The organism is Agathobaculum sp. Marseille-P7918 (assembly GCF_964248325.1).
Lineage (GTDB): Bacteria > Bacillota > Clostridia > Oscillospirales > Butyricicoccaceae > Agathobaculum.
On sequence record NZ_CAXTXI010000005.1, the window covers coordinates 86,027 to 110,838 of the forward strand.

Below are 24,812 nucleotides of genomic sequence, written 5' to 3' on the forward strand. Positions count from 1 at the left end.
CCCCTTGTTGGGGGTATTTTGTGCCAAACCGGACAGGGTTATACGTTGTTAAGGTCATCAGCCAGCGTCTGACCAAACAGACGGATGGCGGCAAGCGCTTCCGGCATGGTGTTGCCCGAGGAGCCGACTTCAATCAGCATCGAGCCAGCGCGCACATGCTGATTAAAGCGCTGTGTGCGCAGGTTGACCGGACGCATCAGGCCGGGATAGGCTCTGTTGAGCTGGTATTGCAGACCGGTGACATAATTCAGATTATCCTGCCAGTTGGGGTGGGTCAGTCCGCCGTCGTCCGTACCGACAACGAACATCAACTGCGCCATTTCCTGGCCGTCAATGGTGCAGGAGGTTTTATATGCCTGCCCGTCGTCGGTCAGAATGGAGTCGCGATGCAGGTCGATGACGATTTGGATAGACGGATATTCATCTAATGCCTGTTCGATGGCAGCAAGCGAACGGTCATACGAACCAGAATAGGCGGGAGAGTCGAAAATATCGCGGATATGCACGGTTTCAATGCCGTTATCCTGTAAAATGCTTTGCAGTTCGTCACCCACGCGCACAACGTTATAGCGGGTGTCGGTTGTGCGTTCGTTTTCGGTCGGCGTATAGGGGAAGGCGGCATCGGGTGTGTAGCTTTCGCTGCCGTGCGTATGTACAATGAGCACCTGCGGGCCGTCTCCGTTGACATGGATGGCAGCATCCGACGCTAGACAGGCCGCCACATCGACCGCATAGGAGGTTTCGTTGTTGATGGTGATGGTGGCGGCCTTATCTGCGGCATCCAGCACCGGATTGTCGTTGTCTTCCGTTTGCGGAATATAGGTGCTTTCTGCAAGCGGGCTGTCGGCGTCCTCGCTGAGGGCGGATGCCGCTGTGCGCGGGACAAAAACCGCAGCCTGATCGGGGGAAAGGCCGAGTTCAAGCGATACCGCACGCAGAATGAAATCGCCGTTTCCGGCCAGATGGGTCAGCGCCTGCTGCGCGGTGGATTCGCCGCCCATGCGCGAAAACAGCAGCAGCGAGGCAGCAATGCACAGCGTAACGGCGGCAGGCAGGCCGATGCCATGCCGCCGCCGGGTGGATTTTCTGTGTCTTCTCATCGTTGCCACCTCCCTGCGTTTTGTTCTATCATACGCCCGTCCTTGCGCGAGTATGACCGAAAGATGGCGGGAAGTTTAAGACAAATACAGGTCGATATCGCTGACGGTCAAATGAGGGTGCAGCGCCATGTTGACGGCGTAGCCGATGACGCGGGCAATATCGGCGACTTCGCGGTCGATGTCGCGCGTGGTGACCATGACCGGCAGGGAAAGGTCATCAAGCGCTTCACAGGAGGGACTGCCGAGCTGTGCGGCGATTTCGTGCGCAAGCGTTGCGCCGTCGACGACGGTCGGCACGCCGATGGCGATGACCGGTACACCGAGTGTCTCGCTGTTGAGTGCAGCGCGTGCATTGCCTACGCCTGCGCCGGGCGTGATGCCGGTATCCGCCAGCTGAATGGTGCGCAGCAGACGGCTGAGCCGTCCGGCGGCAAGTGCGTCTACCGCGAGTACCGCGGCAGGTTTGACGCGGTCCAGTACACCGCAGACGACTTCGCCGGTCTCCACGCCGGTCTGTCCCAGCACGCCGGGGGCAAGGGCGGACACCGGTCGCCAGGAAGCGAATACGTCCGGAACCTGCTCGACCAAATGCCGTGTGGCGATCACATGGTCGATTGCCTGTGGGCCGATGGCATCCGGAGTAATCATGCGGTTACCCAGACCTGCAACCAGCACTGGACCAGAGGCTGCGCTGTTCGGCAGCAGTTCGCCCAGCAGCGTACTCAGTGCGCGGCAGGCACGGGGGAAAGCATCCTCTTCGCGTCGAACGAGCGCATCCAGTTCCAGCGTCACATATCGGCCGCAGGGCTTGCCGATTTCCTGCGCTGCGCGCTCGGTTAAGATTTCCACTTCGTTGACTGAAAAGCCTTCAATGGTACGATCGGACTGCCGAACCTGTTGTAAGTTGGCCGCATGGGACAGGTTTTGCACCGCCTCTACTGCCAAATCTGTGCGAAAAGCCATGTGTATTCACTCCTTTTTTGAGTATTTTACGGCACGTCGGATTTTTTATACAGAATCATGGAAAAAAGACTTGCATTTTAGGAAAAGTGATGGTAGAATAGAAACACTGACGAATAGAAAACGAAGGAGGTGTTTTCGGAATGCCCAACATCAAGTCTGCAAAGAAGCGTGTCAAGGTTAACGCTGTCAAGGCGATGAACAACCAGATGGCCAAGAGCGCGCTCAAGACCACGCTGAAGAAGTTCGATACGGCTGTTGCTGCCGGTGATAAGGCGGAAGCGACTGTTGCTTATACGACCGCTGTCAAGGCGGTTGATCAGGCGGCTGCCAAGCACCTCCTGCATAAGAACAACGCGGCTAACAAGAAGAGCAAGATGACTGTCAAGCTCAACGGCATGGCGTAAGAGTTCGTAATAGAACAAAGGAAAACCCCGAGACTATGGTCTCGGGGTTTTTTTGTTTCTGATTCCGGCACAAGAAGAGAATGTAATGACATTTAGAAGAATATCAAAATAATGCTTGACAGATAAGGAAAGATGCAGTATCTTTCAATTAGATAATAATCTAAATGTTGGGAGGAGGAAGTAGATGAAAATTGGTGTATGTGTGGTACTGCTGATTTTGGTGGCATTGATTGTGGGGCAGGCGCGGGCTTTGGCGCGATGTCGGTTCTGGTGTAAATCGTGTGGCACGTTGTTTTCTCTCCCGTGGACCAGACTGTTGTTTCGCCAGCATGTTAACGACGAATGGCGGCTGACCTGTCCGTATTGCGGCAGAAAGGGTTGGTGCCCTGCGCGCCGCCCGAGAAAGGGTGAGAATGCAAAATGAGTTTTCAACAAACCTTTAAAGCGCTGTCCGATCCCATTCGGCGGGATATCCTCGGCTTGCTGCGCGCAGGCCCCATGGCGGCAGGGGAGATCGCTTCGCATTTTTCAGTATCCGGCGCGACCATTTCACATCATTTGTCGATATTGAAGGATGCCGGCCTGGTGTTGGACGATAAGCAGGGCAAATACATTTATTATGAGCTAAATATGTCCGTGGTCGACGAAATTCTGGAATGGGTCACGGCTTTGAAAGGTGGCAGCAGCAATGAAAAAGATTAGTAAAGGACAAGTGGCCGTGTGGATATTGGCAATTCTTCCAGTGGTTCTGGTAGCGGTGGTGTATCAGCGGCTGCCGGCGCAGATTCCGATTCATTGGGGTCTGAACGGTCAGGTTGAGTATGGTGATAAATGGAAACTGTGGATAGTGGCAGGTATGAGTCTGCTGATGGCTGTGATGTTTTATTTTCAGCCGAAGTTTGACCCGAAAAGAAACAATTATGAAAAGTTTTCTGTCTCATATATCGGCTTTCAGTTTATTTTGATGCTGTTCATGCTCGCGTTGACCGGCATCTGTATCACCGAGGCGCTGCGCCCGGGTACAGTAGACGTTGCAATGCTCGTATGCCTGTTCGTCAGTTTGCTGGTGGTTTATATCGGGAACGTAATGCCTAAATTCCGCATGAACTGGTTTTGCGGCATCAAAAACCCGTGGACGTTGTCGAGTGAAGCCGTGTGGAGACGCACGCACCGCGTGGCTGGACGGCTGTATTTCGCATCGGGCGTGTTAGGTGTGATCGGTGCGTTTATACCGAATAATATCGCACGTTTTGGGCTGCTGCTGGCGCCGTTGCTGATGGCTTCCCTGGTGTCGACGGCATTGAGTTATCTGTGGTATCGTGCAGAACAGCGCGTCTGCTGACAATGAATCGGCGCGGCGTTCCCCACATGCAGTGGTGACAAAAAGACACGGAAAAAGCGGGGAAAACGTGGAAAATTGCGGATATTGAAAACCGAAATAAGAATTTTATTCAACTTTTAACTTGCCAAGTGGGGACAGATGTGCTATACTTTTGCAGTAAGTTTACATGAGTGGAGGAAATCCCCCATGTTGTTCACCTTACGGCAAGGAGAAGATTATGACAAGAACGCGTAAGCTGGCGGCAGCAATGCTGCTGGTTGTCGTTGTTGCGGTAAGCGTGCTGACTGCTGCGCTTGCAACGGACGACACAGAAACCTATGCGTATTTGCCCGATCACTCTGTTTATTTCTATGACGTTACAGAGCAGTACGCATGGGCTCACCGCGAAATTGATACGCTTGCGGTAGCAGGGGTAATCAAGGGAAGCGGTAATCATCTGTTTTTCCCGGGCAGTGCTATTACTCGGGCAGATTTTATTGTGATGCTGGATCGTGCTTTCGGTATGAGCGAGGCACTGGACAGTGGCCTGATTGATTCCAGCGGTACCTTTGTAGATGTGCCGGGCAATACCTACTACAGCAAGTCCGTCACCGCGGCAAAGGCTTTCGGTGTGGCTACGGGAACAGACGATAACCGTTTCCTCCCAGAGCAAAACATGACCCGGCAAGACGCTATGGTGTTTCTCAAGCGCACACTGGATCGCACGCAGCTGACGCTGCCGGCAGGCAGCTTATCAGGGTATTCAGATATGAATCAGATTTCCAGTTATGCCCGTGAATCAGTCAGTGCATTGGTCAATGCGAGAGTCATCAGCGGTTCAAATGGTAAGCTGAGCCCGACGGCGAATGTCACCCGTGCGGAAATGGCGGTTATGCTGTATCGCGCAACTCATCTGTTGGATGCGGGCACAAACGCGGTTTACGAGCAGCGCGGTAATGTGGTCAATATCTGCATCGGCGCACAGAGCTACTGCGATGTAGTCATTGAAAATTATGATTCCAGTGTGAAGTATCAGGGGCTGATGCAATATACCAATCTGCGGCAGGAGGACGGCGTAACGTATATTACGCTGACCAAACAGCAGGAGATTAACCGTACGGTGTCCTATGCCAATGGACAATTTACGTTTACTGTTCCGCAGGAGGATGGCAAGATTACGATACCTGCGGCAGCCAATTGTGTGGCGGTTGATGTAACGCAGCCGTATCATCAGATTGATGCGCCGGTCAGCACAGGAAGTGACTATCGGCATTGTTATCCGTCTGTAGTTAACGGCGAGGTTTCGGTAATCTATTATACAACCGCATAAGAAGGCATAAAAAATCCACCGGATGCGTCCGGTGGATTTTTTTGTTTGTCAGTCCTTTGCCAAATGCAATCCATCGTAGCGGGTAACGTGAAAGGTATAAGGCAACGCGGTGGTTTCAAAGCCGATTTCGCGCAATACAGCGCGAATGTTCTCAACCAGATGATAATTGAAGTCACGCTGAGAGATGGATACCTTGAGCGTATCTTTATACGAGCTTACTAGAATGCCGAACGGCTGGAAAGCACAGGGCAAAATAGCGGAATAATCAGCTACAAGCGATTCCATGCTGGGCGGCAGCTTAAATTCACCAATATTGGTCAGAATAAAGCTGTCTCGGCGGATATAATCACGCGCCTGCTGGCGCATCATCTGCTCTTTTTCATCGATGGGCATGTCCAATTTGTGTGATTTGGCAACGCGGTTTGCGTTTTTCAGCGCCCAGAATACCGCATGCGGTAAATTTTTCTGCGTGTCAAAGTAGGCCTTGCACGCCTGACAGGCTTTCAAAAACGGCATACTGAAATATTCATAGAAGAATGGGAGATCAAGCAGAGAAACAAAAAAGCGTGTGGTGGTCGTTTTGACATAGGCGCGCAGATCCATCGGTACCTCTGCGATGATCGGCTCGGTGCGGTCGGTCCCTTCGTAGTAGGTGCGGTACATGCCTATGGAAATTGCAGTCATCAGAAACGTCATAGGGGTTACGCCATTTCCTTTGGTATATTCGAGCAGTTGTGGCAGCGACATCGTTAGTTCGGTGGTCAGTTCGTTGTCGTCGTTGCGGCTGTCATATTCCGGCATGTGAAAGGATGGAACATCCGGATGGTGGTCGGCATCCGACTGCGGCATACCGCGCAGGCGCAGATAACCGTCCTCGCAGTCCTGCGGCGTAAACTGCGTTTCATTGGTACGAATAGAGCGACCCGGATCAACCTGATGTCCCATGCCCTTGAGATAGTAATACAAAATCGTGCGGATAAACTGGTCAAAGCCTCGGCCGTCCGAAATGCAGTGCTGATATTCCAGATAGATGGTGTTATCTTTGTAGCCGCACAGAAACAGATAGCCGTTGGTGTCCTCTGAACCGATATAGTATGGGGATAGGTCATTCATCGGCAGCACCTTGGGTGGCCGCTGCAGGATGCGGTAGCTGTATTGGGTATCGCCGCGGACAAGGCCAAGCCCAAATTGCGGATAGCGGTCAAGTGTGGTGCGCACAGCGGCCAGCAGAACGCGCGGGTCAACCGGTTCGGTCATGCGGATAATGTGGCGCGGTGCGGTGGTCAGGTCTTTGTGCGTTGCGTACATGAAAATTGCGCCATAGCTGTCCACTTTTAGCAGCGCATCTTGATAGGCTTCATTCATAACAGACACCTCCCATTACAATATTATATTATAAATCAAATTGAACTAAAAAAACAGTGAATCAACGCGGAATTTGGAAAAACATAACAGAGATTTTTAGTGCAGGAAGAGAGTCAAAGCGGTTGTCCGGTCCCAGTTGCCGTGAAAAAGCATACGCTGGATGGGAGGGATTTATGTGGTTACGATTAGTTTGTGCATGATTGTAAAAGATGAAGAAGCAGTTCTTGCGCGATGTCTGGACAGTGCGGCAGAGATTGCAGATGAGATAGTGGTTGTGGATACCGGATCGTCTGATAGGACAAAGGAAATCGCGGGACAGTACGGACGGGTTTTGGATTTTGCTTGGTGTGATGATTTCTCTGCTGCACGAAATTATTCCTTTTCGCAGGCAACAAAGGATTTTATTTTGTGGCTGGACGCGGATGATGTTATCACGCCGGAGGATAAAGTGCGTTTTTTACAGCTGAAACAGGAGCTGGACCAAACGACGGATGTGGTTATGCTGCCGTATCATACCGCGTTTGATGAGCGCGGTCGTCCGTGTTACACCTATTATCGAGAACGATTGCTCCGGCGTGCGGCAGAATTTCACTGGGTAGGGGCGGTACATGAATGCATTACACCGTGCGGACACATTCGGTATGCAGATGCGGCAGTGACGCATCATAAAGAAAAAATGGCGGACAGTGATCGCAATTTGAAAATTTATGAGCGCATGTTGGAGCGTGGAGAGTGTCTGGATGCGCGCGGACAATTTTATTATGCGCGCGAGTTGATGACGCATCAGAGATTTACGCAAGCGGTTTCGGCATTTGAGGATTTCTTGCATAGACCCGATGGCTGGGTCGAAAATCAGATTGAAGCGTGCAGAAATCTGGCGGATTGTTTGTTGGCATTAGGAAACAGAGAACAGGCACGGCAGGTACTGGTGCGCTCATTTGCGCTGGACAGTCCGCGCGGCGAAACCTGCTGTGCGCTTGCAGCGCTGGAAATGGAGGATGGCAGGCTGGAGCAGAGTCGGTTTTGGTATGAAACCGCTTTGCATGTTCCATATGCAGAGCAAAATGGTGCGTTTGTCAAGCCCTTGTGTTATGGATATATTCCGTGTCTAGGGTTGTGTATGTGCTGCGATCGGCTTGGGAGACATGCAGAAGCGTCGGAATGGAATGAACGGGCTGCGGTATATTGGCCGGAATCTCCGGCGGTTGCTTATAATCGGCGGTATTTTGCAGGTGCGCAGCGATAGACGGTGTCAAAGGGACGGGAAGAAGCATAGATTGAAATGCCGAATGCTTTTTCGGCAAATTCCTCGAAAGGAAGAATGATATGTATCATCGCCCTCAATTCGGTGGATGTGGTGACAGATATCGTGCATCAGGCGAATGGCTGGAACCGTTTTGCGGTGACTGCGGTTCGGAAGACCGACGAGGTCCGACCGGCCCGACGGGTGCAACCGGTCCGGTTGGGCCGCGTGGCTGCCGCGGTGAGCGGGGTCCGATGGGACCTATGGGGCCGCAAGGGCCGATAGGCGCAACGGGAGCCACCGGAGCAACGGGTGCGACGGGGGCAACTGGAGCAACCGGCGAGAGTGGCAGCACAGGCCCAACAGGTCCGACTGGAGCTACTGGTCCGGCGGGTGGCCCAACTGGCCCAACTGGCCCAACTGGCTCGACGGGTCCAACCGGCCCGACCGGTCCGAGCGGAGCAACTGGCCCAACCGGCCCAACCGGTCCAACCGGCCCCACCGGGGCGCTTTATATAGGAAAGTAAACCATCTGTAAAAATGCGGTTTCTTGTCAAACCGCCTCGTTATGGGTATTGAGCTCAATAAACTCTTTGATCCGGCGCAACTCGTCAGCAAAGCGGAACACAATGCTGATATTACCGCCCTCATACACCTTGATATGATCCACCAGCTCAATGAGAATGTCCCGTGTCAGCTTGTCGATATTCTGATACTGGCGGAAGGCGGTTAAGAACGGGTTTTCGGCATCCACGCCGTTTTCCAGCTCCGCCTGTTCTGCCCGGAGGGTTTGCAGCACTTCCTCCAGAGCCTGAGCCTGCTGCTCGTAGTCCTCTTTCATGTGGCGGTAGTCCGAGTGGCTGATTTCACCGTCTTTCCAGTCCTGATAGATCGATTGCTTGTAGCGGGAGATTTTCGATAGCTCCCGTTCTTTTTGCTCAATGGCATCCATTAACTTTTTGGACTGGCTTTTCACCAGCGGGGCCCGGTTGATACGTTCAATGATCTCGGTGTAGTTCACCGCCAGATAAACCTGCTGCTGAATGGCGTAGAGGACAGCGGCCTCCAGACGGTCATGCTTGATGGTATGTTTGGTGCAAGCCGTTTTGGATTGGTCTTTATAAGTACGGCAGTAGTAGTACACCACACTGCCCACCTTGCTCCGACTCATGGCCTTGCCGCAGTCGGCACATTTCAGAAAACCGCTGAACAGATACAGCTTTTTCTGCTGGGGGCCTGTGCGGGTGTCCCGGTTCAACAGACGCTGCACCTTTTCAAACGTGTCCCGGTCAATAATCGCCTCATGCGTATTTTCTACAATGTACCATTCATCTTTGGGAACCACTTCTTGAATATGCACCTTGTAGCTTTTCATGCGGTAACGTCCCTGCACCATATCCCCGCAGTACATCCGGTTTTTCAAAATGGTACTCACCGACATCGCGCACCACAAAGGCCGTTTCGCAGGATCAATGCTGGGGTTTTGGTATTTCAGCCCCAGGCGTTCCCGCTTGTAGGCGGCGGGACAGAGAACACCGTGATCGTTGAGATAGTGGACAATGGCATTTTTACTCATGCCGTCCAGAAACATGGAGAAAATCTCCCGGACAACAGCAGCTGCTTCTTCGTCCATCACCAAGGCATTTTTGTCGTTTGGATCTTTGATATAGCCATAGGCCGCGAAGGAGCCGATGTGCTCCCCGTTGCGGCGTTTCATATCAAATACCTCCCGCACCTTGTCAGAGGTTTCCGCACAATGGTTTTCATTCAGCACCCCTTGGATAGGAACCGCAATACTCCGCATATTTTGGGGCTCTTTATAGCTGTCCAGGGGCTGATGAAATAGAGAAATAAAACGGACATTGTACCGGGGAAACCAGTCATCCAGATAATAGCCCTGATCGCTGTAATTACGGAAAGAACGGGCCAGGTCTTTGACGATCACGCAGTTCACGCGTCCCCGTTTAATGTCAGCCAGCATCCGCTGGAAATCATCGCGCTCGTCATCCGTTGTGCCGGAAATGCCGTCATCAACATATTCGTCTACAATCATGTACTCGTCGCCGTCATGAAACCCGGCGATATGATCCTCAATGATTGCCCGCTGATTGGTGACGCTTTCGGACTCGTCTAAGCACCGAGCGTCCTCTTTGGATAGGCGGATATAGATGGCAATTCTCCATACTCGAATCCGTGGTTTTACTGTTTGAGCAATAGTCCGGCTTTTACGTGCCATGTGTGCCTCCTTCCCTATCACATTACACCTATATGATACCTCTGCTCCATGGGTACAACAAGGATGCCTCCACCTCTGGACAGAGTTGCCAGAAGTTTGGGAAAGAGATTAAAGGCCGCTCTTTTTCCGCTGAAAGAAGTCGGAAAGGGCATCCTGTAAGGACGGGGCGCTGTCCAGAAACTCCAGCTTAACACCCAAGTCGCCTACGCGGAAACAATAGGGATTTTCCGTTGATTTTAGAATATAGCCCGCTCGCAGCTCCTGGGGGACACCGGGATCGAGAGCCAGGCCGCTCACATCTACCAATTCATCCTTGTTCACCTTCTGAATGTCAATGCTTGCCAGCGCCGAGATATTAAGCTGATTGTTCATTGAACATACGCCTCCTTTCCAATATTTTTATGCGGTTGCCAACTTGTCCTATGAGAAAGTAAACAGGGCCAGCATCGTTATCGATACTGGCCCTGTTCGTTCCCTCGCTTATGGACAAAGTGTCCAGAAGTCAGTGGGCACTATCCTCAAAGTGCTGCTGGGCTCATGCAGGCAGGCGGAGTATTCGATACCATTATCTTTTGTAGCTATCACCGGGGTGTCCCCATTCAGCGACATGGCTTTTTTGGCCGGGAACGGGGACGGACGATGGACGGGGATACAGCGTTCTTCCTTACTGCCGCCAGCTCCTAAAAAAAGAGGCGGCGGTCTTGAAACTCTTTCAAAACCGCCGCGAATACGGGAAATGCCCATTTGCGCGCGTAAGCTTACCTGCCTCGTCACGGTTTCCCCCATCGGGACGGGCAGGGCCTTTAGCCGATTTGATTTTGTACTTTGGTTACTTAATCAGCCCAATTAAAAGGGCAACCCTCGGTAATTACGCGTTCTTTACTCCGGCTTCCTCTAACGCACGCGAAAGCTTTTTAATGAACATTCCTGTCAGTTTGTGTTTTTTTCCATCTGTTGTCATCAGGGTAAGGTTACCCATCCCCTTAGAAAAAGAAACGACCTGATCCAGCGGGTAGTCAAAGAAGAGGGTTAAAGCGTCAGTAAACACTACTCGTTGATTGGTGATATGTAGCTTGCCCGGATTGGGCTTCGGCATAACAATCATGCGTTTTGTAATGTAAGACGCAGCCGCCTCTTCCAAAAGTTTCTCATTTTCTCGCAGTTCCCATGTCTTTAATATCATCGATCTTCCTCCTTGTATTAAGGTAATAGTCTATTTAGGTATCATCAGAGAAAACTGATGGTATCCTTCTATCTGTTTGGACAAAATAAAGCAAAATTTGTTGTGCTATACCTTGTCTTTTTACACTTCTGGACAAAGTGGTCAGAAGTGCCTGTTTTATGGCTCCGCGCTTTCCTTCACTTTGTACCGAATGGCCCTCTTAATCCTCTTTGCGATGGCAGAGCCGATCACCAGTAGGAGAATCCCAATGCCAGCACGAATCACGAAGTCCAGCATCCAGTTGACCTTGCCGTGGCGGTACATATCCAGTACATACACCGGATCTACCTCGTAATCATTCGCCATTTGGTGGAGCATGGTCTTTTCCTCTGTTGTGGCATACCGCACATAGCCCGTGGGCAGCTCCTCGCCGGGGCGGAGCATGAGATAATCGTCAAAGTAGATGCAGACATAGGTGCCGTCCTCCAGTGGAGCCAGATAGTAACCATTATATGAGCCAGATGCCAAGAATCTCAGCAGGAAACGCCTTGCCAGGCCAGTGGGATAGGCCACGGGGATATATTCGGAAATGATAGCCGTCTTCTTTACCCCGCTGTTGTGGTGGGTGTGCTCTCCCGCATACTCTGAATCCCGCAGACGCAATAGGGGACACCGGATCAGGCTCTCTTTGGACACCGTGGCTGGAGTACTTTGAAAGAAGAAGTCCTCCACATCTGCCTGAGTATGTACGACAGAGACAGATTGATCCGGTGTCTGCCCTTGTTCCGTTCCCGTCCCGGATCCTAGGTCATAAATCCAGCCCGTGGGGGCGCTCATCATCAGCCATGCACCAAAGACGACTCCTAATACAATTTTCAGAACAGAAGTAGGGGAATATTTGGGGTGCTCCATTGCTTGATCCTCCTCGTTCTTTTCCCATCTCTGGACGAGTTGTGCAAAGGTAGGAAAGTTGACCAAAAAATGCGCTGCTAAAAAAGGAACGCCAATTAACCATTATTAAGGGCATGACAAAACTCGGAGCTACATAGTCATAGGTCCGCTTGCTTGTTTAAGGATGGCAGATACCATAGCGTTTGTCACCCTTACTGAATTACATTTTAAGGATATTATAGCAAATACATGGTGGTATGCCAACTATTTCTTTGTCTGGACAAGAAATGCACCGCATGCACCATTTTCAAAGCAGTTTCAGGGGGTGCCGATGGTGGCCAGCAGTTCATCATTGGTCGCCGCCAGATGATCAACCGGACAGATGGCAGCCCGCCGCATGGTTTGCCGGAGAAATTCGGACAGTTCAAAAGCAATGCTTTTCATGAACACTTTTCAAATTCTTTCAAAACTCTCTTGTGAAAAGTTGAAGTTGGGTGTATAGTATAAAAGGCTTAAGGCTTATGCAATAAGCTGAGAGGAAGGTATAATCTTTGACTCCTATACCTGATACGGATAATGCCATTGTAGGAATCACAGCTTGATTTTCGGGGGTATCCGTAATAGGATGCTCTTTTCTTTTGTAAATTGAATACTAAGGGAGCTTGTGTTACAGGCTGAGAGGAAGGTATAACCTTCGACCGAGAACCTGATTTGGATAATGCCAACGTAGGGATGCCTGATATAGCTATATCGGGAATAACAGCAGTGTTTTACGGAAGCTACCAATAAAGGTGGTTTCCGTTTTTTTTATTGCATTTTGGGAGGTGTGAATAATGGTAAAAATCAATGGTGAGCTTTTCGATGTAGCCGGAAATATATCCATGCCAACGCTCAATGTTGCTGTGACCTCGTAAATGCAGGCGCGGCATCTGTGGAAAAGGTTCTGAGCCGATGTGGTATGCTTTTGATCCGAATTTTTTTTAGATTTTCAAAATAAATATCTCCTTAAAAGGAAAATAAATTATGAGAAACTACACAACACAAATGGATGCCGCAAGACGCGGCATCATCACCCCCGAAATGAAAGCAGTTGCGAAAAAGGAATACCGTACAGAAGAAGAAATTCGTGAACTTGTCGCCAAAGGAAAGGCTGTCATCTGTGCCAACAAACTTCACACCTGCATCAATCCTAATGGTGTAGGCTCGATGCTGCGCACCAAGATTAATGTAAACTTGGGCGTATCCCGTGACTGCAAGGACTATAATATTGAGATGGAAAAGGTTATGTCGGCGGTCAATATGGGTGCAGAAGCAATCATGGACCTGTCCTCCCACGGCAATACACAGCCTTTCCGCAGAAAGCTGACAGCGGAATGCCCCGCTATGATTGGTACGGTTCCTGTATATGACAGTGTAATCCACTATCAGCGAGACCTTGCAACCCTTACAGCAAGGGATTTTATCGATGTGGTAAAGCTTCACGCAGAAGACGGTGTTGACTTTGTTACGCTCCATTGCGGAATTACCCGTAAAACCATTGAGCAGATTCGTAAACACAAGAGAAAAATGAATATCGTTTCCCGTGGCGGCTCCTTGGTCTTTGCGTGGATGAGTATGACCGGTGAGGAAAATCCCTTCTACGAATACTATGATGAAATTCTGGAGATCTGCCGTGAGTATGATGTGACGATTTCACTCGGTGATGCTTGCCGCCCCGGTTGTCTTGCCGACGGAAGTGACGTTTGTCAGATTGAGGAACTGGTTCGCCTTGGGGAACTGACCAAACGTGCATGGGAAAAGGATGTGCAGGTAATGGTTGAAGGTCCTGGGCATATGCCAATGGATCAGATTGAAGCCAATATGAAGATGCAGCAGACCATTTGCATGGGTGCGCCTTTTTATGTGCTCGGCCCTATTGTTACCGACATTGCGCCCGGATATGACCATATTACCTCTGCCATCGGCGGTGCAATTGCCGCCGCTTCCGGTGCCGCTTTTCTTTGCTATGTGACTCCTGCCGAACACTTAGCTTTGCCAAATGTGGACGATGTGAAGCAGGGCATCATTGCTTCTCGCATTGCGGCTCATGCAGCGGATATTGCCAAGAAAATTCCGCACGCAAGAGATATTGACGATGCCATGGCAGATGCACGTCGTACCTTTGATTGGGAAAAGCAATGGGAATGCTCCATCGACCCGGAAACCGCAAAGGCAATACGTGATAGCCGTGCCCCGGAGCACGAGGATAGCTGTTCTATGTGCGGCAAATTCTGCGCAATCAGAAGCATGAATAAGGCGCTGAACGGCGAGTATATTGATATTCTTTAAATGGCTGTATAAACCATTGTACTCCTTTACGAAAAAGATGCTACAGATACCGTGTTCGCTGTCAAAGAAGCAGTAAAAAAGGTTTTGACGATTTATTGCTTATCGGCGTTGTTGGCGCAAGACTCGTCACACGCTGGTTGATGTTTCAATCCTTCTATATCTTGATTCCCTCAGCGTAAAAGGTACTATCCATATTGATTACTCTGAAATTGAGATAGTGTCGAATATGCCCGTCTATATTGAGATTCTTTTTCATTTTTCTGTTTGCTTAACATGATAGCATATAATCGAGGACTTATTGACATAGGCTACTACCTTCTTTTGGTAATATGAATACCCGATCAGTAGAGTGCTTTCCTTTTAACATCGCCCCGACCGGCCCGACGGGTCCAAGCGGAGCGACTGGCCCGACTGGCCCGAGCGGAGCAACCGGCCCGACTGGCCCGAGCGGCCCAACCGGTCCGACCGGCCCGAGTGGAGCGACAGGCCCCACCGGTCCGACCGGCCCGAGTGGAGCGACAGGCCCCACCGGTCCGACTGGTTCGAGCGGAGCGACTGGTCCGACTGGCCCGAGTGGAGCAACCGGCCCGACTGGCCCGACCGGCCCGACCGGAGCAACTGGCCCGACGGGTCCAAGCGGAGCAACTGGCCCGAGCGGTCCGACTGGCCCGACGGGTCCAAGCGGAGCGACCGGCCCGAGCGGTCCGACAGGAGCCACAGGCCCGGCTGGCACCGGTACGGATGTACAGTTATTGTCTGCCTACTCCACACCGCCGCAATCCGGTACCGGACAAACGCCGCTGCTGTTTGACCGGAATGCGCTGTCCTATGGCACAGCCATCAGTCATGCAGCCAACAGCCCAAGCTTTACCATCAGTCAGCCGGGTGTTTATAACCTTGCATTCAATGGTGGTTTTGCACCTGCGAAAAGCGTCAGTTTCCCGCTCAATCTCAGTACGGTTGCCCAGCTCAATGGTACAGGTTTACCGGGGGCTGCGGCACAACACAATTTTACCAACCCCAACGATGTCGTAAATCTGGCGTTTACTGTACCGTTTGCGGTTTCTTCTGTTCCGGCAACACTGCAAGTGGTCAGTACGGCGAAAGGTTTTTTGTACAGCAATATTTCCGCAACCGTGACCAGAAACGGCAGCATACCGAGCTGAAAGCATGTCGCTTGATGTGTTTGTCTGCCCGCTACAAGACCCGGCTGTTCAATCGGCTGGGTCTTGTGCTGTTTTTTTGAATAAATATGCTGAAAAAACGCGGATTGATTCTGAAATGGGAATAAATAGGTTCGACTTCCCGTGCGAGGTATGCTATACTATACGTATTCCATAAGCATCGACCGGATAAAAAGGCGCAGCATACAAGGAGAAGGGACACGGCATGACAATTTTAACCTGCGAATGTGGAAATGAAATTTATATTATGGATGAAACTCAAGCGACTGCATGGCAATGTGATGCATGTGGACAATGGTATGATTTTTTTTGGTGTGAAAGTAGCGCCGCCCGGGCAAAATGAACCCAAGCCCTCGCCGCATTTGATTAACTGGAGCGCGGGGGAAGATTTGTAAAAGGTGAAGGAAATGATAAATAAACAAAAAATTGCGCTGCTGACGGATTCTTGTGCGGATATTCCGCAGACATTGGTACGTCGGTATGATATCTATGTTGTTCCGCTCAAACTGATTTTCTCGGACGGTGAATATGCGGATGGTGTGGATATTACTCCGACCGAGGTCTATCGCAGACTGCCGCAGGAAATTCCCAAAACGACGCTGCCGGGCGGGGATATGGTAGAACAGGCATATGCACGTATCAAGCAGGCGGGATATACCAAGGTGTTGGCGATTAACCTGTCCGGTGGTCTGAGCGGTACCGGTAATTTGGTGCGTTTGATCGGAGAACAGACTGTCGGGCTTGAGGTTGCGGCATTTGATACGCTGAGCGGTTCTCTGGGTATTGGAATGACGGTACTACAAGCGGCGCGCTGGATCGAAGAGGGATGGTCTTGGAGCGAACTGCTGCGTGCCATACCTGCGTTGATGCGGGATACGCATGTGTTTTTCTGTGTGGATACGTTGGAATATTTGCGAAAGGGCGGACGCATCGGAAAAATTGCGGCTGTAGCGGGAACGCTTTTGCAAATCAAACCCATTATTTCCTTTGCGCCAGATGGGGAGTTGACCAGCGTTGCCAAAATTCGCGGACGTAAGGCTGCGATGCAGAAGATGGTGCAGTTGGCAACAGCGCTGGTGCCGCGCGGCGTACCGTTCAATTTAGCAGTGGCGCACGGGGATGCACCGGCAGAACTCAAGGAGATACGAGAGATGGCGCAGAAAAGCCTGCCCGATTACCTGCATTTGATGGAGGGGGAAATCGATTGCACGTTGGGGGCGTATGTAGGGCCGCATCTGCTGGGCGTTGGTGTGCAGATGCTGACCGATGCACTTTCTGCCGCAGGCAGAGAAAATTAACGGTACTGTAACTTTTGTATTCCGGTTTTAATGCTATAATAAACCAATAGAGAACATATATAATCAATATTAGGTAGGAAGGAATGAACGGAAAATGACATATCAATCGGCGTACCGGACGACTTACCGGCGCCACAGACACCGTCGCCGTAACAGCCACTATGGTGTGCTGATCGCACTGATTCTGGTGGTAATTGTTGCGGTTCCGGTTGCGTTTCACATTGTGAAAGGAGTATCCAGTGCGATTTTTGGTGGGGATCGGAATCAGCTGGTATACCAAGTCGACAATGCGCGTGCATTTACAGATGGCAAAATAGTCGATCTGGGCAATGCAGCGCCATATCGGGACAGCAATGGAAACGTTTTTGTGTCGGTAAAATCGTTGTGTGAGAATCTGGGACTCGAGTTGTCCTGGGAGGAAAGCAACAAAACCTCTGTTCTTATAGAGCAGAAGAATACACTGCGCATACAGGTGAACAGTAAAACCGCGCAGTTGAATGAAGAAACAAAAACCATGTCGACTGCGCCTGTGATGAAAGACGGGACAGTCTATGTGCCGGTGCGCGATATCTGCCAGTTGTTCTCCTGGCAGGTAGGCGAGTTGGGCGCAGATATGGGCGATTTGGTTGTGGTTTCGCAATCGAAAAAGACGTTGGATGATGAAAAACTGGGAAAGATTGCGGATGAAGCACTGTCCGAGCTTGGACCGTCCGAGGCGCAGCTTGCATCCGACAGTGTGCTCATGCGCACGGATTCGGATAAGCTGCAGTATCAAGGCGAGGTCCGGCAGATGAAGGAAGAGGGCGAGTCCCGCAGTGCAGCTGTGGTAGAGCGGGATGGACTGCAATATGTGCCGCTCAGCGCAGCGATCACCACACTGGGCGGAACGGTCTCCTCCGATGGGGATAGTGAATGGACAGTAGAGTATAACGGCATTCAATCGACGGTGCACGAGAACGGTAAAACCAAGGTAAACGGGGATCGTGTGCGCGGCGATGATATCAGCGCCTTTACGGATGGAGACAGCGGACGGTTTTACGTATCCGCGCCGTTGTTTGCCGCAGTGATTGGCAAAGAGTATACAGCATTGGATGATGGTTCGTTTGCTTTTGCCGTTACCTCGCTGGATGGCTTTGACAGCCAGAAGGCTTATCTGTCCGGTCAGACGAGCGGACTGACACAAGCGGTCAATGTGAACGTGCCGGATGCAGACGTGTATATTGCGTTGACGTTCGACGATGGACCGACCGGTGCAATCAATGGCTATCCGAATGGACTGACGGCATATTTGCTGGATGGACTGAAGGAACGCGGCGCGCATGCGACATTCTTTATGGTCGGTGACCGTGTCAATATGTTCAGCAGCACTCTGCCGCGGCTGGTGTCCGAAGGACATGAGCTGGGCAACCACACGATGACGCATCCGATGCAGCATCTGACTGGGTTGAATAAGGATGGCATTCAGAAGGAGATCTCATCCGCAACGAGTACCATCAAAGAGAAGGCGGGACAGCCCCCCACGGTATTGCGTCCCGTTGGCGGCGGCGTCAACAGCGATGTTAAGGCGGTTGCCAAGGAACTGGGTCTGCCGATTATCAACTGGAATGTAGATACGCAGGATTGGAAAAACCGCAATAAGCAGAGCGTACACGATGCTATTGTGAATGCGGCGGATGGATCGGTGGTTCTGATGCACGACCTGTATCCGACCTCGGTGGAGGGTGCATTGTCAGCCATTGACGACCTGCAAAAACGCACGGATAAAACCTATGCGTTTGTTACGGTTTCCGAGCTTGCGGCGGTCAAGGGTATTACGCTGGAGCCGGGTGTTGTGTATAACGGTTTGACCGACAAGGTTGCGCAGCAGATTGCGGACGGCACATATGCGCCGACGGAATTTACCTGATTGCAAAGTAGTTAAATCAAAATCAATTTCAGCTACCAGTACGGCATCATGCCGTGCTGGTAGCTTTATTTGCATAAAAAACAGGCAGATGCTTTGACATCTGCCTGTTTTTTATGGTGTTGATTGAAGTGATACATTATCTGCGACGTCTGCGCTGATAATTGGTGTTTTCATACCGTGAGCGCAGGTTCTTGCGCTGTTTGCGGCGGCGCATACCGCCAAAAGTCAGATTGAACAGAATATATAATACGACAAATACGGCCAGCACAATCAAGATGACCTTAAATACAGTGCTTTGGAAGAAGTTGCTCAGTTTATCGGCGTAATAGAGTACGGGGCTCCTTTCCACATCGCTGAGCGCCACCAGCTCGACTGTGCCGTAGTCCATACCGTTGTAGGAATAGGTGACGCTGCCAATCACATCGCCTGCTTTGATGGGAGCATCTACGCTTTCCGGTGCGGTGATGACAGGGTCTTGCGTGAGCGCCTCGATATCCAAATTCTTGGGTACAAGAGCAACCAGATCATTTTTTGCCGTCAGCACCAGCTTGTCCGTATCGGTGGATAGATCCACTTTAATCTGTTTGATGGTATCGCCTTGTTTGACAAGCGTTTTGGAGATGAAGTTTTCAAAGCCCCATTTGCATAAGGCGGAAGTATCGGTGAAGCTGGCTGCAATTTCGGGATATTCGGTCGAATGGTCATCACAGCCCATGACAACGGAATACAGCTTGGCGTCGCCATACTCTGCATAGCCGACGAAACAGTTACCTGCCTGCGAGGTATGGCCGGTTTTGATGCCCTGACAATACGGATAAGCGTAGGGGGCATACGAACTGAAAATCAGCATGTTGGTCGTGTAGATGATGCGTTCTTCGTGCATGTTGGTCTTGGACATTTTATACTGCACGGTGTTCACAATGTTGGCAAAGGTTTCATCTTTCATGGCCTCATAGCCAATCTTGTACAGGTCGCGTGCGGTGGAGTAGTGGTCATCCTCGTGCAGGCCGCAGGGATTGGAAAAGTGGGTGCCTGTGCAGCCAAGTTCAGCAGCGCGTTCGTTCATCATATTGACGAAATTTTCATAGGTCCCGCCGACATGTCGGGCAAGCATGTAAGCCGCCTCATTAGCCGAGGGCAGCATAAGCGCATATAGAAGATCCTTGACTGTAACTTGCTCGCCTTGTTTGATGCCTGCGTTTGAGCTGTCTGCGGTGACATTTTCAAAGTCAGAGGCTTCGGCGGTGACTGTCTCATTGAGGTCGGTCACGTTTTCAAGCGTGAGCAGTGCCGTCATGATTTTTGTGGTAGAGGCCGGGTAACGACGCTCGTCCGCATTTTTTTCGTACAGTACCATGCCGGAGTCCGGGCTGATGAGCAGTGCTGCTTCAGCGTTAAGCGTGGGCGCGCCGGGCGCGGCGGCAATGATGTTTGCGTTATCCGCTTGGCTGGTGCTATCCGTGTTTTCTGTGTCCGTGCTTTCGGTATCACTGCCAGTATCTGTGGTATCGGAAACCGTGTCCTCATCCTCAGGCGCAGCAAAGGCCTGCGGCAGAGGAGCGGCAGCGAACAATAAGATAAAGCACAGGACAAATGCTGTGAGTCGGTTTCGCAGTATATTATTTTTCATTGGTATCCCCCAGTGAGAAGTCAGCGTCGGTGAAATGGCCGCGCAGAGCCGCAGGCTTGGGCGGCACACGGCGCAGGGGGTCGTATCGGAACGCACGGCAGTGATCCGTGCCGTCTACCACGCCGCGTCGACGGCAGGCAATACGCTGACCATCAGCCAGCGGTGTGCCGTGAGAGCAATAAGTACAGCGTGGTTCAATATTTTTGCGCAGCAGCTTTTTCAGCTTCATGCGTCAGATCACTCCAATCCAATGTTCTGTGACCCATTATATCTTATTTTTCGCTTTTTTTCCAGACCAAATTGTAAACAACATTAAAAGCAATATCAGGAAGAAAACTGGGTAGTGACGTTGCTGCAGTGCATTATCCACCGGCGCGAACGCCGGAAGTGCGGTAGGAGAAATGCGTGTCAGCAGTGCAGTCAGAGCGGCTGCCATGGCGCCGTGCAGCAGTTTATTGGCCGCAAAGTTGTCCATGGGCAGGCCGGCAGGTTCAGCCACTGCACGCGCCTGAAACTGTACGGCCAGTCCGCCGAAGCCCAGCAGGAAGGAGACGAGTGTCAGCTTCACGCCGTCAGGAAACGGCAATGCGCGGAGTGCATCCAGACCGGAGGTCAGCTCCAGCATGCCGGAGAGTGCATTGCCGTAAGGAAGATGCGACAAAATTGGCTGAACCAGCTGTAGCAGCACACAAAAGACAGTCAGAAAGGCGGTGACGGTCAAGGCGGTGGCAGCTGCCTGCTGTACCGCAGCGCAAAAAACGGAGGAAAAGCTCTGGTGCGGCGTAGTGTCCGGTGTGTATGGTGCTGCACCTTCAGCGGTGGCCTGTGCCGGACGCGCAACCAGCAAACCGGTCAACAATGCGGTGAGTATGTGGATGCCGTACAGCATCGCACCCGTTCGCGCGCTGCCGAAAATCCCGAGACCGGCAAGACCGATGCAGAAACCCGGGCTGGCACAGTTGCAGAAGCTGTTGACTCGCGCTGCGGTATCGCGGGAAAAAGCGCCCTGCCGCAGTAAATCGACCGTGGTCGCCGTTCCAACCGGATAGCCGCCGGTCAGTCCGAGAATGACGGCGGGCGCGGCAGAAGGCGGCAGACGGTACAGGCGTGCGAGCGGACGTGCGGCGGGACGGGTGAGCGCTTGCGCCAGTCCGCTGCGCACCAGCAGACCGCTTGCCAGAAAAAAAGGAAACAGCGCGGGCAGCGCCTGCCCGGCGGCCAGTGATAGACCATCGCGCACGCCGTCGGCACAGGCGGCGGGAAACAGCAGGAACGCTGCAAATAAAGCGAGGGATAAAAAGAGTTTCATGCACGCACCTCCGATGCATCAGGATATGCAGCGCTGTCAAGTTTGATGCTGTGGGCGCATACAATAACCCGAACGGAGGAGGGACGCACATGGCGCATGAGGGGTTGGGCGAGCTGATCGACGATCTGCATGGCTTCCGGCCGCGTGTGGAGATCATCGGTAACAGCCGTGTGGTGGTGGAGAATCATCGCGGTATTCAAGAATATGAGCAAGGGCTGCTGCGGGTTAAATGCAGCGGCTGCGAGGTGCGTATCGTGGGAGCGGGACTGGAGCTGACAGCGCTTTCGCTTGACGAACTGGCGGTTACCGGGACGATTGTATCGGTGGAATATACGACGGCGGGATGACGGAAAGGGGATGAAATTATGCTTGCGCGGCTCTGGCGTCTGGCGCGCGGACAGGTGCGCGTACGCGTGACAGGTGCAAGCCTGCCGCGCTTTCTCAATCTGTGCGCCGAGAAGGGTCTGATGCTGCGGCGGATGGAGCGAACGGCGTGGAATGAAATGTATGCTACGCTGTCGGTGGCAGATTTTCGCGCACTGCGGCAGTATATGGGGCGCACAGGCTGTCGGGTACATATCGTGCAGCGGCGCGGCATGCCGTTTTGGGCGGCGCGTTTACGGCCTCGAACCGCGCTGTGGGGCGGCCTTGTGCTGCTTGTGTTGCTTTGCTGGGTGCTGTGCGCGCATATCTGGTCGATTGAGGCGCATATTGACCCCGCGTTGGATGAGGCGGAGGTGATGCAGCAGCTGGAAGAGCTGGGGGTGCATATCGGTGCGCGCATCAGCTCGCTGGACACGCGCAGTATCCGCTGGACCATGCTCGGCATGCAGCCGAATATGACATTTTTGTCGCTGAACTTTCGTGGAAACAGCCTGACCATTGAGGCATATGGTATGACGCCGCCCGAGGAAAAGATTGACCAGAATGCGATTGTCAAGGTCGTCGCTGCGCGGGAAGGCGTTATCAAAAGTGTGAAGGCGCTGGAGGGGCAGCCGATGGTGCAGGCGGGGGACGCGGTCCAAACGGGTGATACGCTTATCAGCGGTCTGGTCGCGCCGACCCGCGAGGATGGAAATTATCACTTGACGCATGCACGCGGCGAGGTAGAGGCGTATACGGTGCATCAAGTGACGGCAGCGCGCTCTCTGGAAACCGAGAGCAAGGTATATACGGGCAAGGTGCGGCGGCAGTATGCGCTGGTTTTGGGAAATCACCGGTTAAATTTATATATTGGGAGTGGAATTGACGGGGGAACCTGTGATAAAATAATAGAAACCAGAACGCTGCGTCTGTCGGACAGTGTGGTGTTCCCGGTGTCGCTGGTCGTGCAGACCTATGTGTTTTACGAGCGTGAGCCGCAAACTGCCACAGTGGAGGAACTGCGTGTCGAGATGCTCTCGCGTGCTCTGGAGGAGATAGCTTCCGGTATGGACGGTACAGTAACCGAACACAGCGAAACGCTCACCGAACAGGACGGCGCGGCGGTGCTGGAGATGACCGTACACGCAGTCGAGCAGATCGGTGTCGAGGCGGTCGATGACAGCACGATTCCGGAGCAGCCGCCGTCTGAGGACGAGACTGCGCCATAGCACACAGCGACAGACGGAGAGAACAAGGAAAGCAAGGTGCAAACCATAGAAAAGACAATACAGGTAGAGAGAACCGAACTTTTAATGGCGGTTTTCGGTGCGTTTGACGAGAATGTCAAACTGATCGAGCGGGAATTGGGCGTTTCAGTCATTAGCCGGGGAACCGAGCTGAAGGTTTCGGGCGAGGCGGCGGATGTGGAGACAGCATCGCATACCATCGAGGCGCTGGTGTCCATGGCGGCGCGCGGGGACGCGATTGGCACACAGACTGTGCAGTACGTCATCGGACTGGCACGCGATGGCCGAGAGGCCGAGGTGCACACCATGAGCCGCGATGTGCTGTGCATCACGGCCAAGGGTAAGCCGATTAAAGCCAAAACCCTCGGCCAGAAACGGTATATGGAGGCGATTCGCAAAAATACCATCGTCATGGGCGTCGGCCCTGCGGGTACGGGCAAGACCTATCTTGCCGTGGCCGCAGCGGTCGCAGCCTTCCGGGACAAGCAGGTGTCCCGTATTATTCTGACACGTCCCGCGGTCGAGGCAGGCGAAAAGCTGGGCTTTTTGCCCGGCGACCTGCAAAGCAAGGTCGACCCCTACCTGCGTCCGTTATATGACGGTCTGTTTGATATGCTCGGCGCGGAAAACTTCGCCAAGTATCAGGAGCGCGGTTCAATCGAGGTGGCGCCGCTGGCCTACATGCGCGGCCGCACATTGGATGACAGCTTCATTATTCTGGACGAAGCGCAGAACACGACGCCTGAGCAGATGAAAATGTTCCTGACCCGTCTGGGTTTTGGTTCGCAGGCGGTTATCACGGGCGATATCACGCAGATTGACCTGCCGGACGGCAAGCAGTCCGGTCTGAAAGAGGCGCTGCGTGTGCTCGACGGTGTAGAGGGCATCGCGCAATGCTATCTGACCGAAAAGGACGTAGTGCGGCATGAGCTGGTGCAGCGCATCGTCAAGGCGTATGCCGACTACGAGGGCAAAAAAGGTAAAAGTAGAACGCAGGACAGCAAACACCCGGCTTTCCGCCGAAAAGGGGAGAAACGATGAGCCATCAGATCAATATCGGGTTTGAAACCGAAGTGGAGGATGAGCAGGCGGTAAGTGAACTCATTCGTACCTGTGCAAAACGTGTGCTCGAAAGCGAGGACGTGCCGTTTGATGCGGAAATCGACGTGACCGTGGTGGATGCCGACGAGATTCGGCAGCTCAACGCGGAATATCGGGACAAAGATGCGGTGACCGATGTGCTGTCCTTCCCGATGTATGATTTTTTGAACGGCGTGCCGCAGGAGGAACTCGAAGCCGAGCCTGACACGGGATGCGTGATGCTGGGCGATATGATTCTGTGCTACACACGCGCGGTTGAGCAGGCCGCGCAGTTTGGTCATTCGCCGGCGCGCGAGTGCGGATATCTGACGACCCATTCTGTGCTGCATCTGCTGGGCTACGATCATGAGCGGAGCGATGAGGACACACGCCTGATGCGCGCCAAGGAGGAGGACAACCTTACCTTCCTCGGCCTGACCAGAGAGAACTGA

27 protein-coding genes and 1 riboswitch are annotated in these 24,812 nt (G+C 52.4%); of the genes, 16 read left to right on the forward strand and 11 right to left on the reverse strand.

All coding sequences use genetic code 11. The features are described 5' to 3' along the window. Positions 1-38 precede the first annotated feature (38 nt). Positions 39-1,100, reverse strand: a complete 1,062-nt coding sequence (gene spoIIP / locus ACESSO_RS08885; protein ID WP_373164694.1) for a stage II sporulation protein P — start codon at positions 1,098-1,100, stop codon at positions 39-41. Positions 1,101-1,175: 75 nt separating this feature from the next. Then, a complete protein-coding gene (gene gpr, locus ACESSO_RS08890) occupies positions 1,176-2,063 on the reverse strand; it encodes a GPR endopeptidase (RefSeq protein WP_373164695.1) in 888 nt (295 codons plus the stop codon). Between the two features lie 140 nt (positions 2,064-2,203). On the opposite strand from gpr, the gene rpsT reads away from it, so the two are divergent. The 5 genes from rpsT to ACESSO_RS08915 all read left to right on the forward strand — a co-directional run bounded on the left by rpsT (position 2,204) and on the right by ACESSO_RS08915 (position 5,118). Continuing rightward, positions 2,204-2,467, forward strand: a complete 264-nt coding sequence (gene rpsT, locus ACESSO_RS08895; RefSeq protein WP_054326254.1) for a 30S ribosomal protein S20 — start codon at positions 2,204-2,206, stop codon at positions 2,465-2,467. A 184-nt stretch (positions 2,468-2,651) separates the two neighbouring features. Beyond that, positions 2,652-2,891: a hypothetical protein gene (locus ACESSO_RS08900; protein ID WP_373164696.1), complete on the forward strand. Its 240-nt coding sequence runs from the start codon at positions 2,652-2,654 to the stop codon at positions 2,889-2,891. Beyond that, positions 2,888-3,169, forward strand: a complete 282-nt coding sequence (locus ACESSO_RS08905; protein ID WP_373164697.1) for an autorepressor SdpR family transcription factor — start codon at positions 2,888-2,890, stop codon at positions 3,167-3,169. The genes ACESSO_RS08900 and ACESSO_RS08905 overlap by 4 nt, the downstream gene beginning before the upstream one ends. Continuing rightward, complete coding sequence (locus ACESSO_RS08910) at positions 3,156-3,809, forward strand: SdpI family protein (RefSeq protein WP_373164698.1); 654 nt, start codon at positions 3,156-3,158, stop codon at positions 3,807-3,809. The genes ACESSO_RS08905 and ACESSO_RS08910 overlap by 14 nt, the downstream gene beginning before the upstream one ends. A gap of 217 nt (positions 3,810-4,026) precedes the next feature. Next, entirely contained in the window at positions 4,027-5,118 is a 1,092-nt protein-coding gene (locus ACESSO_RS08915) for an S-layer homology domain-containing protein (RefSeq protein ID WP_373164699.1), read from the forward strand. A gap of 48 nt (positions 5,119-5,166) precedes the next feature. Here ACESSO_RS08915 and ACESSO_RS08920 read toward each other — a convergent pair whose 3' ends face one another. Next, positions 5,167-6,483, reverse strand: a complete 1,317-nt coding sequence (locus ACESSO_RS08920) for a hypothetical protein (protein WP_373164700.1) — start codon at positions 6,481-6,483, stop codon at positions 5,167-5,169. A 175-nt stretch (positions 6,484-6,658) separates the two neighbouring features. On the opposite strand from ACESSO_RS08920, the gene ACESSO_RS08925 reads away from it, so the two are divergent. Both ACESSO_RS08925 and ACESSO_RS08930 read left to right on the forward strand, forming a co-directional pair. After that, positions 6,659-7,729 carry a glycosyltransferase gene (locus ACESSO_RS08925; protein WP_373164701.1) on the forward strand — a complete coding sequence of 357 codons (1,071 nt, stop codon included), beginning with the start codon at positions 6,659-6,661 and terminating at the stop codon, positions 7,727-7,729. An 80-nt stretch (positions 7,730-7,809) separates the two neighbouring features. Then, the gene (locus tag ACESSO_RS08930) at positions 7,810-8,253 is read left to right on the forward strand and encodes a hypothetical protein (protein WP_373164702.1); all 444 of its coding nucleotides are present in this window, start codon (positions 7,810-7,812) and stop codon (positions 8,251-8,253) included. Positions 8,254-8,279: 26 nt separating this feature from the next. On the opposite strand, the gene ACESSO_RS08935 is transcribed toward ACESSO_RS08930, so the two are convergent. The 5 genes from ACESSO_RS08935 to ACESSO_RS08955 form a co-directional block, all read right to left on the reverse strand. After that, positions 8,280-9,962 (reverse strand): recombinase family protein, encoded by a 1,683-nt coding sequence (locus ACESSO_RS08935; protein ID WP_373164703.1) that lies wholly within the window; start codon positions 9,960-9,962, stop codon positions 8,280-8,282. A gap of 108 nt (positions 9,963-10,070) precedes the next feature. Further along, complete coding sequence (locus ACESSO_RS08940) at positions 10,071-10,334, reverse strand: DUF6870 family protein (protein ID WP_373164704.1); 264 nt, start codon at positions 10,332-10,334, stop codon at positions 10,071-10,073. A gap of 496 nt (positions 10,335-10,830) precedes the next feature. Next, on the reverse strand, positions 10,831-11,145 hold the full coding sequence (locus ACESSO_RS08945; RefSeq protein ID WP_373164706.1) for a hypothetical protein: 315 nt from the start codon (positions 11,143-11,145) through the stop codon (positions 10,831-10,833). Between the two features lie 156 nt (positions 11,146-11,301). Beyond that, entirely contained in the window at positions 11,302-12,036 is a 735-nt protein-coding gene (locus tag ACESSO_RS08950) for a hypothetical protein (RefSeq protein ID WP_373164707.1), read from the reverse strand. A 297-nt stretch (positions 12,037-12,333) separates the two neighbouring features. Next, complete coding sequence (locus ACESSO_RS08955) at positions 12,334-12,459, reverse strand: hypothetical protein (protein ID WP_373164708.1); 126 nt, start codon at positions 12,457-12,459, stop codon at positions 12,334-12,336. A 200-nt stretch (positions 12,460-12,659) separates the two neighbouring features. Beyond that, a riboswitch (TPP riboswitch) is annotated at positions 12,660-12,765 on the forward strand. A 273-nt stretch (positions 12,766-13,038) separates the two neighbouring features. Between ACESSO_RS08955 and thiC the strand changes: the two genes are divergently transcribed. From thiC to ACESSO_RS08980, 5 genes are all read left to right on the forward strand, one after another. Further along, positions 13,039-14,343, forward strand: coding sequence for a phosphomethylpyrimidine synthase ThiC (thiC, locus tag ACESSO_RS08960; protein ID WP_373164709.1), 1,305 nt, complete (start codon positions 13,039-13,041; stop codon positions 14,341-14,343). A gap of 329 nt (positions 14,344-14,672) precedes the next feature. Beyond that, complete coding sequence (locus ACESSO_RS08965; protein ID WP_373164710.1) at positions 14,673-15,509, forward strand: hypothetical protein; 837 nt, start codon at positions 14,673-14,675, stop codon at positions 15,507-15,509. A 223-nt stretch (positions 15,510-15,732) separates the two neighbouring features. After that, complete coding sequence (locus ACESSO_RS08970) at positions 15,733-15,870, forward strand: hypothetical protein (RefSeq protein ID WP_373164711.1); 138 nt, start codon at positions 15,733-15,735, stop codon at positions 15,868-15,870. A 64-nt stretch (positions 15,871-15,934) separates the two neighbouring features. Then, positions 15,935-16,825 (forward strand): DegV family protein, encoded by an 891-nt coding sequence (locus tag ACESSO_RS08975; RefSeq protein ID WP_373164712.1) that lies wholly within the window; start codon positions 15,935-15,937, stop codon positions 16,823-16,825. 94 nt (positions 16,826-16,919) lie between these two features. Then, positions 16,920-18,731: a polysaccharide deacetylase family protein gene (locus ACESSO_RS08980; protein WP_373164713.1), complete on the forward strand. Its 1,812-nt coding sequence runs from the start codon at positions 16,920-16,922 to the stop codon at positions 18,729-18,731. A 136-nt stretch (positions 18,732-18,867) separates the two neighbouring features. On the opposite strand, the gene ACESSO_RS08985 is transcribed toward ACESSO_RS08980, so the two are convergent. From ACESSO_RS08985 to ACESSO_RS08995, 3 genes are read right to left on the reverse strand one after another with little or no spacing between them, the layout of a single operon-like run. Beyond that, on the reverse strand, positions 18,868-20,361 hold the full coding sequence (locus ACESSO_RS08985; RefSeq protein WP_373164714.1) for a D-alanyl-D-alanine carboxypeptidase family protein: 1,494 nt from the start codon (positions 20,359-20,361) through the stop codon (positions 18,868-18,870). Then, positions 20,351-20,590 (reverse strand): hypothetical protein, encoded by a 240-nt coding sequence (locus ACESSO_RS08990; RefSeq protein WP_373164716.1) that lies wholly within the window; start codon positions 20,588-20,590, stop codon positions 20,351-20,353. The genes ACESSO_RS08985 and ACESSO_RS08990 overlap by 11 nt, the downstream gene beginning before the upstream one ends. 36 nt (positions 20,591-20,626) lie before the next feature. Next, positions 20,627-21,670 (reverse strand): hypothetical protein, encoded by a 1,044-nt coding sequence (locus ACESSO_RS08995; protein WP_373164718.1) that lies wholly within the window; start codon positions 21,668-21,670, stop codon positions 20,627-20,629. Positions 21,671-21,759: 89 nt separating this feature from the next. Here ACESSO_RS08995 and ACESSO_RS09000 point away from each other — a divergent pair, with 89 nt between their 5' ends. The 4 genes from ACESSO_RS09000 (at position 21,760) to ybeY (ending at position 24,812) form a co-directional block, all read left to right on the forward strand. Further along, complete coding sequence (locus ACESSO_RS09000) at positions 21,760-22,017, forward strand: YabP/YqfC family sporulation protein (RefSeq protein ID WP_373164719.1); 258 nt, start codon at positions 21,760-21,762, stop codon at positions 22,015-22,017. A gap of 18 nt (positions 22,018-22,035) precedes the next feature. Beyond that, positions 22,036-23,262 (forward strand): sporulation protein YqfD, encoded by a 1,227-nt coding sequence (locus tag ACESSO_RS09005; RefSeq protein WP_373164721.1) that lies wholly within the window; start codon positions 22,036-22,038, stop codon positions 23,260-23,262. 84 nt (positions 23,263-23,346) lie between these two features. Next, a complete protein-coding gene (locus tag ACESSO_RS09010) occupies positions 23,347-24,321 on the forward strand; it encodes a PhoH family protein (RefSeq protein WP_373164722.1) in 975 nt (324 codons plus the stop codon). Next, a complete protein-coding gene (gene ybeY, locus ACESSO_RS09015) occupies positions 24,318-24,812 on the forward strand; it encodes an rRNA maturation RNase YbeY (protein WP_373164723.1) in 495 nt (164 codons plus the stop codon). The genes ACESSO_RS09010 and ybeY overlap by 4 nt, the downstream gene beginning before the upstream one ends.

Coding starts and splice junctions, on each gene's coding strand:
- spoIIP (WP_373164694.1), bottom strand. CDS start 1,100: ATGAGAAGACACAGAAAATCCACCCGGCGGCGGCATGGCATCGGCCTG.
- gpr (WP_373164695.1), bottom strand. CDS start 2,063: ATGGCTTTTCGCACAGATTTGGCAGTAGAGGCGGTGCAAAACCTGTCC.
- rpsT (WP_054326254.1), top strand. CDS start 2,204: ATGCCCAACATCAAGTCTGCAAAGAAGCGTGTCAAGGTTAACGCTGTC.
- ACESSO_RS08900 (WP_373164696.1), top strand. CDS start 2,652: ATGAAAATTGGTGTATGTGTGGTACTGCTGATTTTGGTGGCATTGATT.
- ACESSO_RS08905 (WP_373164697.1), top strand. CDS start 2,888: ATGAGTTTTCAACAAACCTTTAAAGCGCTGTCCGATCCCATTCGGCGG.
- ACESSO_RS08910 (WP_373164698.1), top strand. CDS start 3,156: ATGAAAAAGATTAGTAAAGGACAAGTGGCCGTGTGGATATTGGCAATT.
- ACESSO_RS08915 (WP_373164699.1), top strand. CDS start 4,027: ATGACAAGAACGCGTAAGCTGGCGGCAGCAATGCTGCTGGTTGTCGTT.
- ACESSO_RS08920 (WP_373164700.1), bottom strand. CDS start 6,483: ATGAATGAAGCCTATCAAGATGCGCTGCTAAAAGTGGACAGCTATGGC.
- ACESSO_RS08930 (WP_373164702.1), top strand. CDS start 7,810: ATGTATCATCGCCCTCAATTCGGTGGATGTGGTGACAGATATCGTGCA.
- ACESSO_RS08935 (WP_373164703.1), bottom strand. CDS start 9,962: ATGGCACGTAAAAGCCGGACTATTGCTCAAACAGTAAAACCACGGATT.
- ACESSO_RS08940 (WP_373164704.1), bottom strand. CDS start 10,334: ATGAACAATCAGCTTAATATCTCGGCGCTGGCAAGCATTGACATTCAG.
- ACESSO_RS08945 (WP_373164706.1), bottom strand. CDS start 11,145: ATGATATTAAAGACATGGGAACTGCGAGAAAATGAGAAACTTTTGGAA.
- ACESSO_RS08950 (WP_373164707.1), bottom strand. CDS start 12,036: ATGGAGCACCCCAAATATTCCCCTACTTCTGTTCTGAAAATTGTATTA.
- ACESSO_RS08955 (WP_373164708.1), bottom strand. CDS start 12,459: ATGAAAAGCATTGCTTTTGAACTGTCCGAATTTCTCCGGCAAACCATG.
- thiC (WP_373164709.1), top strand. CDS start 13,039: ATGAGAAACTACACAACACAAATGGATGCCGCAAGACGCGGCATCATC.
- ACESSO_RS08965 (WP_373164710.1), top strand. CDS start 14,673: ATGAATACCCGATCAGTAGAGTGCTTTCCTTTTAACATCGCCCCGACC.
- ACESSO_RS08970 (WP_373164711.1), top strand. CDS start 15,733: ATGACAATTTTAACCTGCGAATGTGGAAATGAAATTTATATTATGGAT.
- ACESSO_RS08975 (WP_373164712.1), top strand. CDS start 15,935: ATGATAAATAAACAAAAAATTGCGCTGCTGACGGATTCTTGTGCGGAT.
- ACESSO_RS08980 (WP_373164713.1), top strand. CDS start 16,920: ATGACATATCAATCGGCGTACCGGACGACTTACCGGCGCCACAGACAC.
- ACESSO_RS08985 (WP_373164714.1), bottom strand. CDS start 20,361: ATGAAAAATAATATACTGCGAAACCGACTCACAGCATTTGTCCTGTGC.
- ACESSO_RS08990 (WP_373164716.1), bottom strand. CDS start 20,590: ATGAAGCTGAAAAAGCTGCTGCGCAAAAATATTGAACCACGCTGTACT.
- ACESSO_RS08995 (WP_373164718.1), bottom strand. CDS start 21,670: ATGAAACTCTTTTTATCCCTCGCTTTATTTGCAGCGTTCCTGCTGTTT.
- ACESSO_RS09000 (WP_373164719.1), top strand. CDS start 21,760: ATGGCGCATGAGGGGTTGGGCGAGCTGATCGACGATCTGCATGGCTTC.
- ACESSO_RS09005 (WP_373164721.1), top strand. CDS start 22,036: ATGCTTGCGCGGCTCTGGCGTCTGGCGCGCGGACAGGTGCGCGTACGC.
- ACESSO_RS09010 (WP_373164722.1), top strand. CDS start 23,347: ATGGCGGTTTTCGGTGCGTTTGACGAGAATGTCAAACTGATCGAGCGG.
- ybeY (WP_373164723.1), top strand. CDS start 24,318: ATGAGCCATCAGATCAATATCGGGTTTGAAACCGAAGTGGAGGATGAG.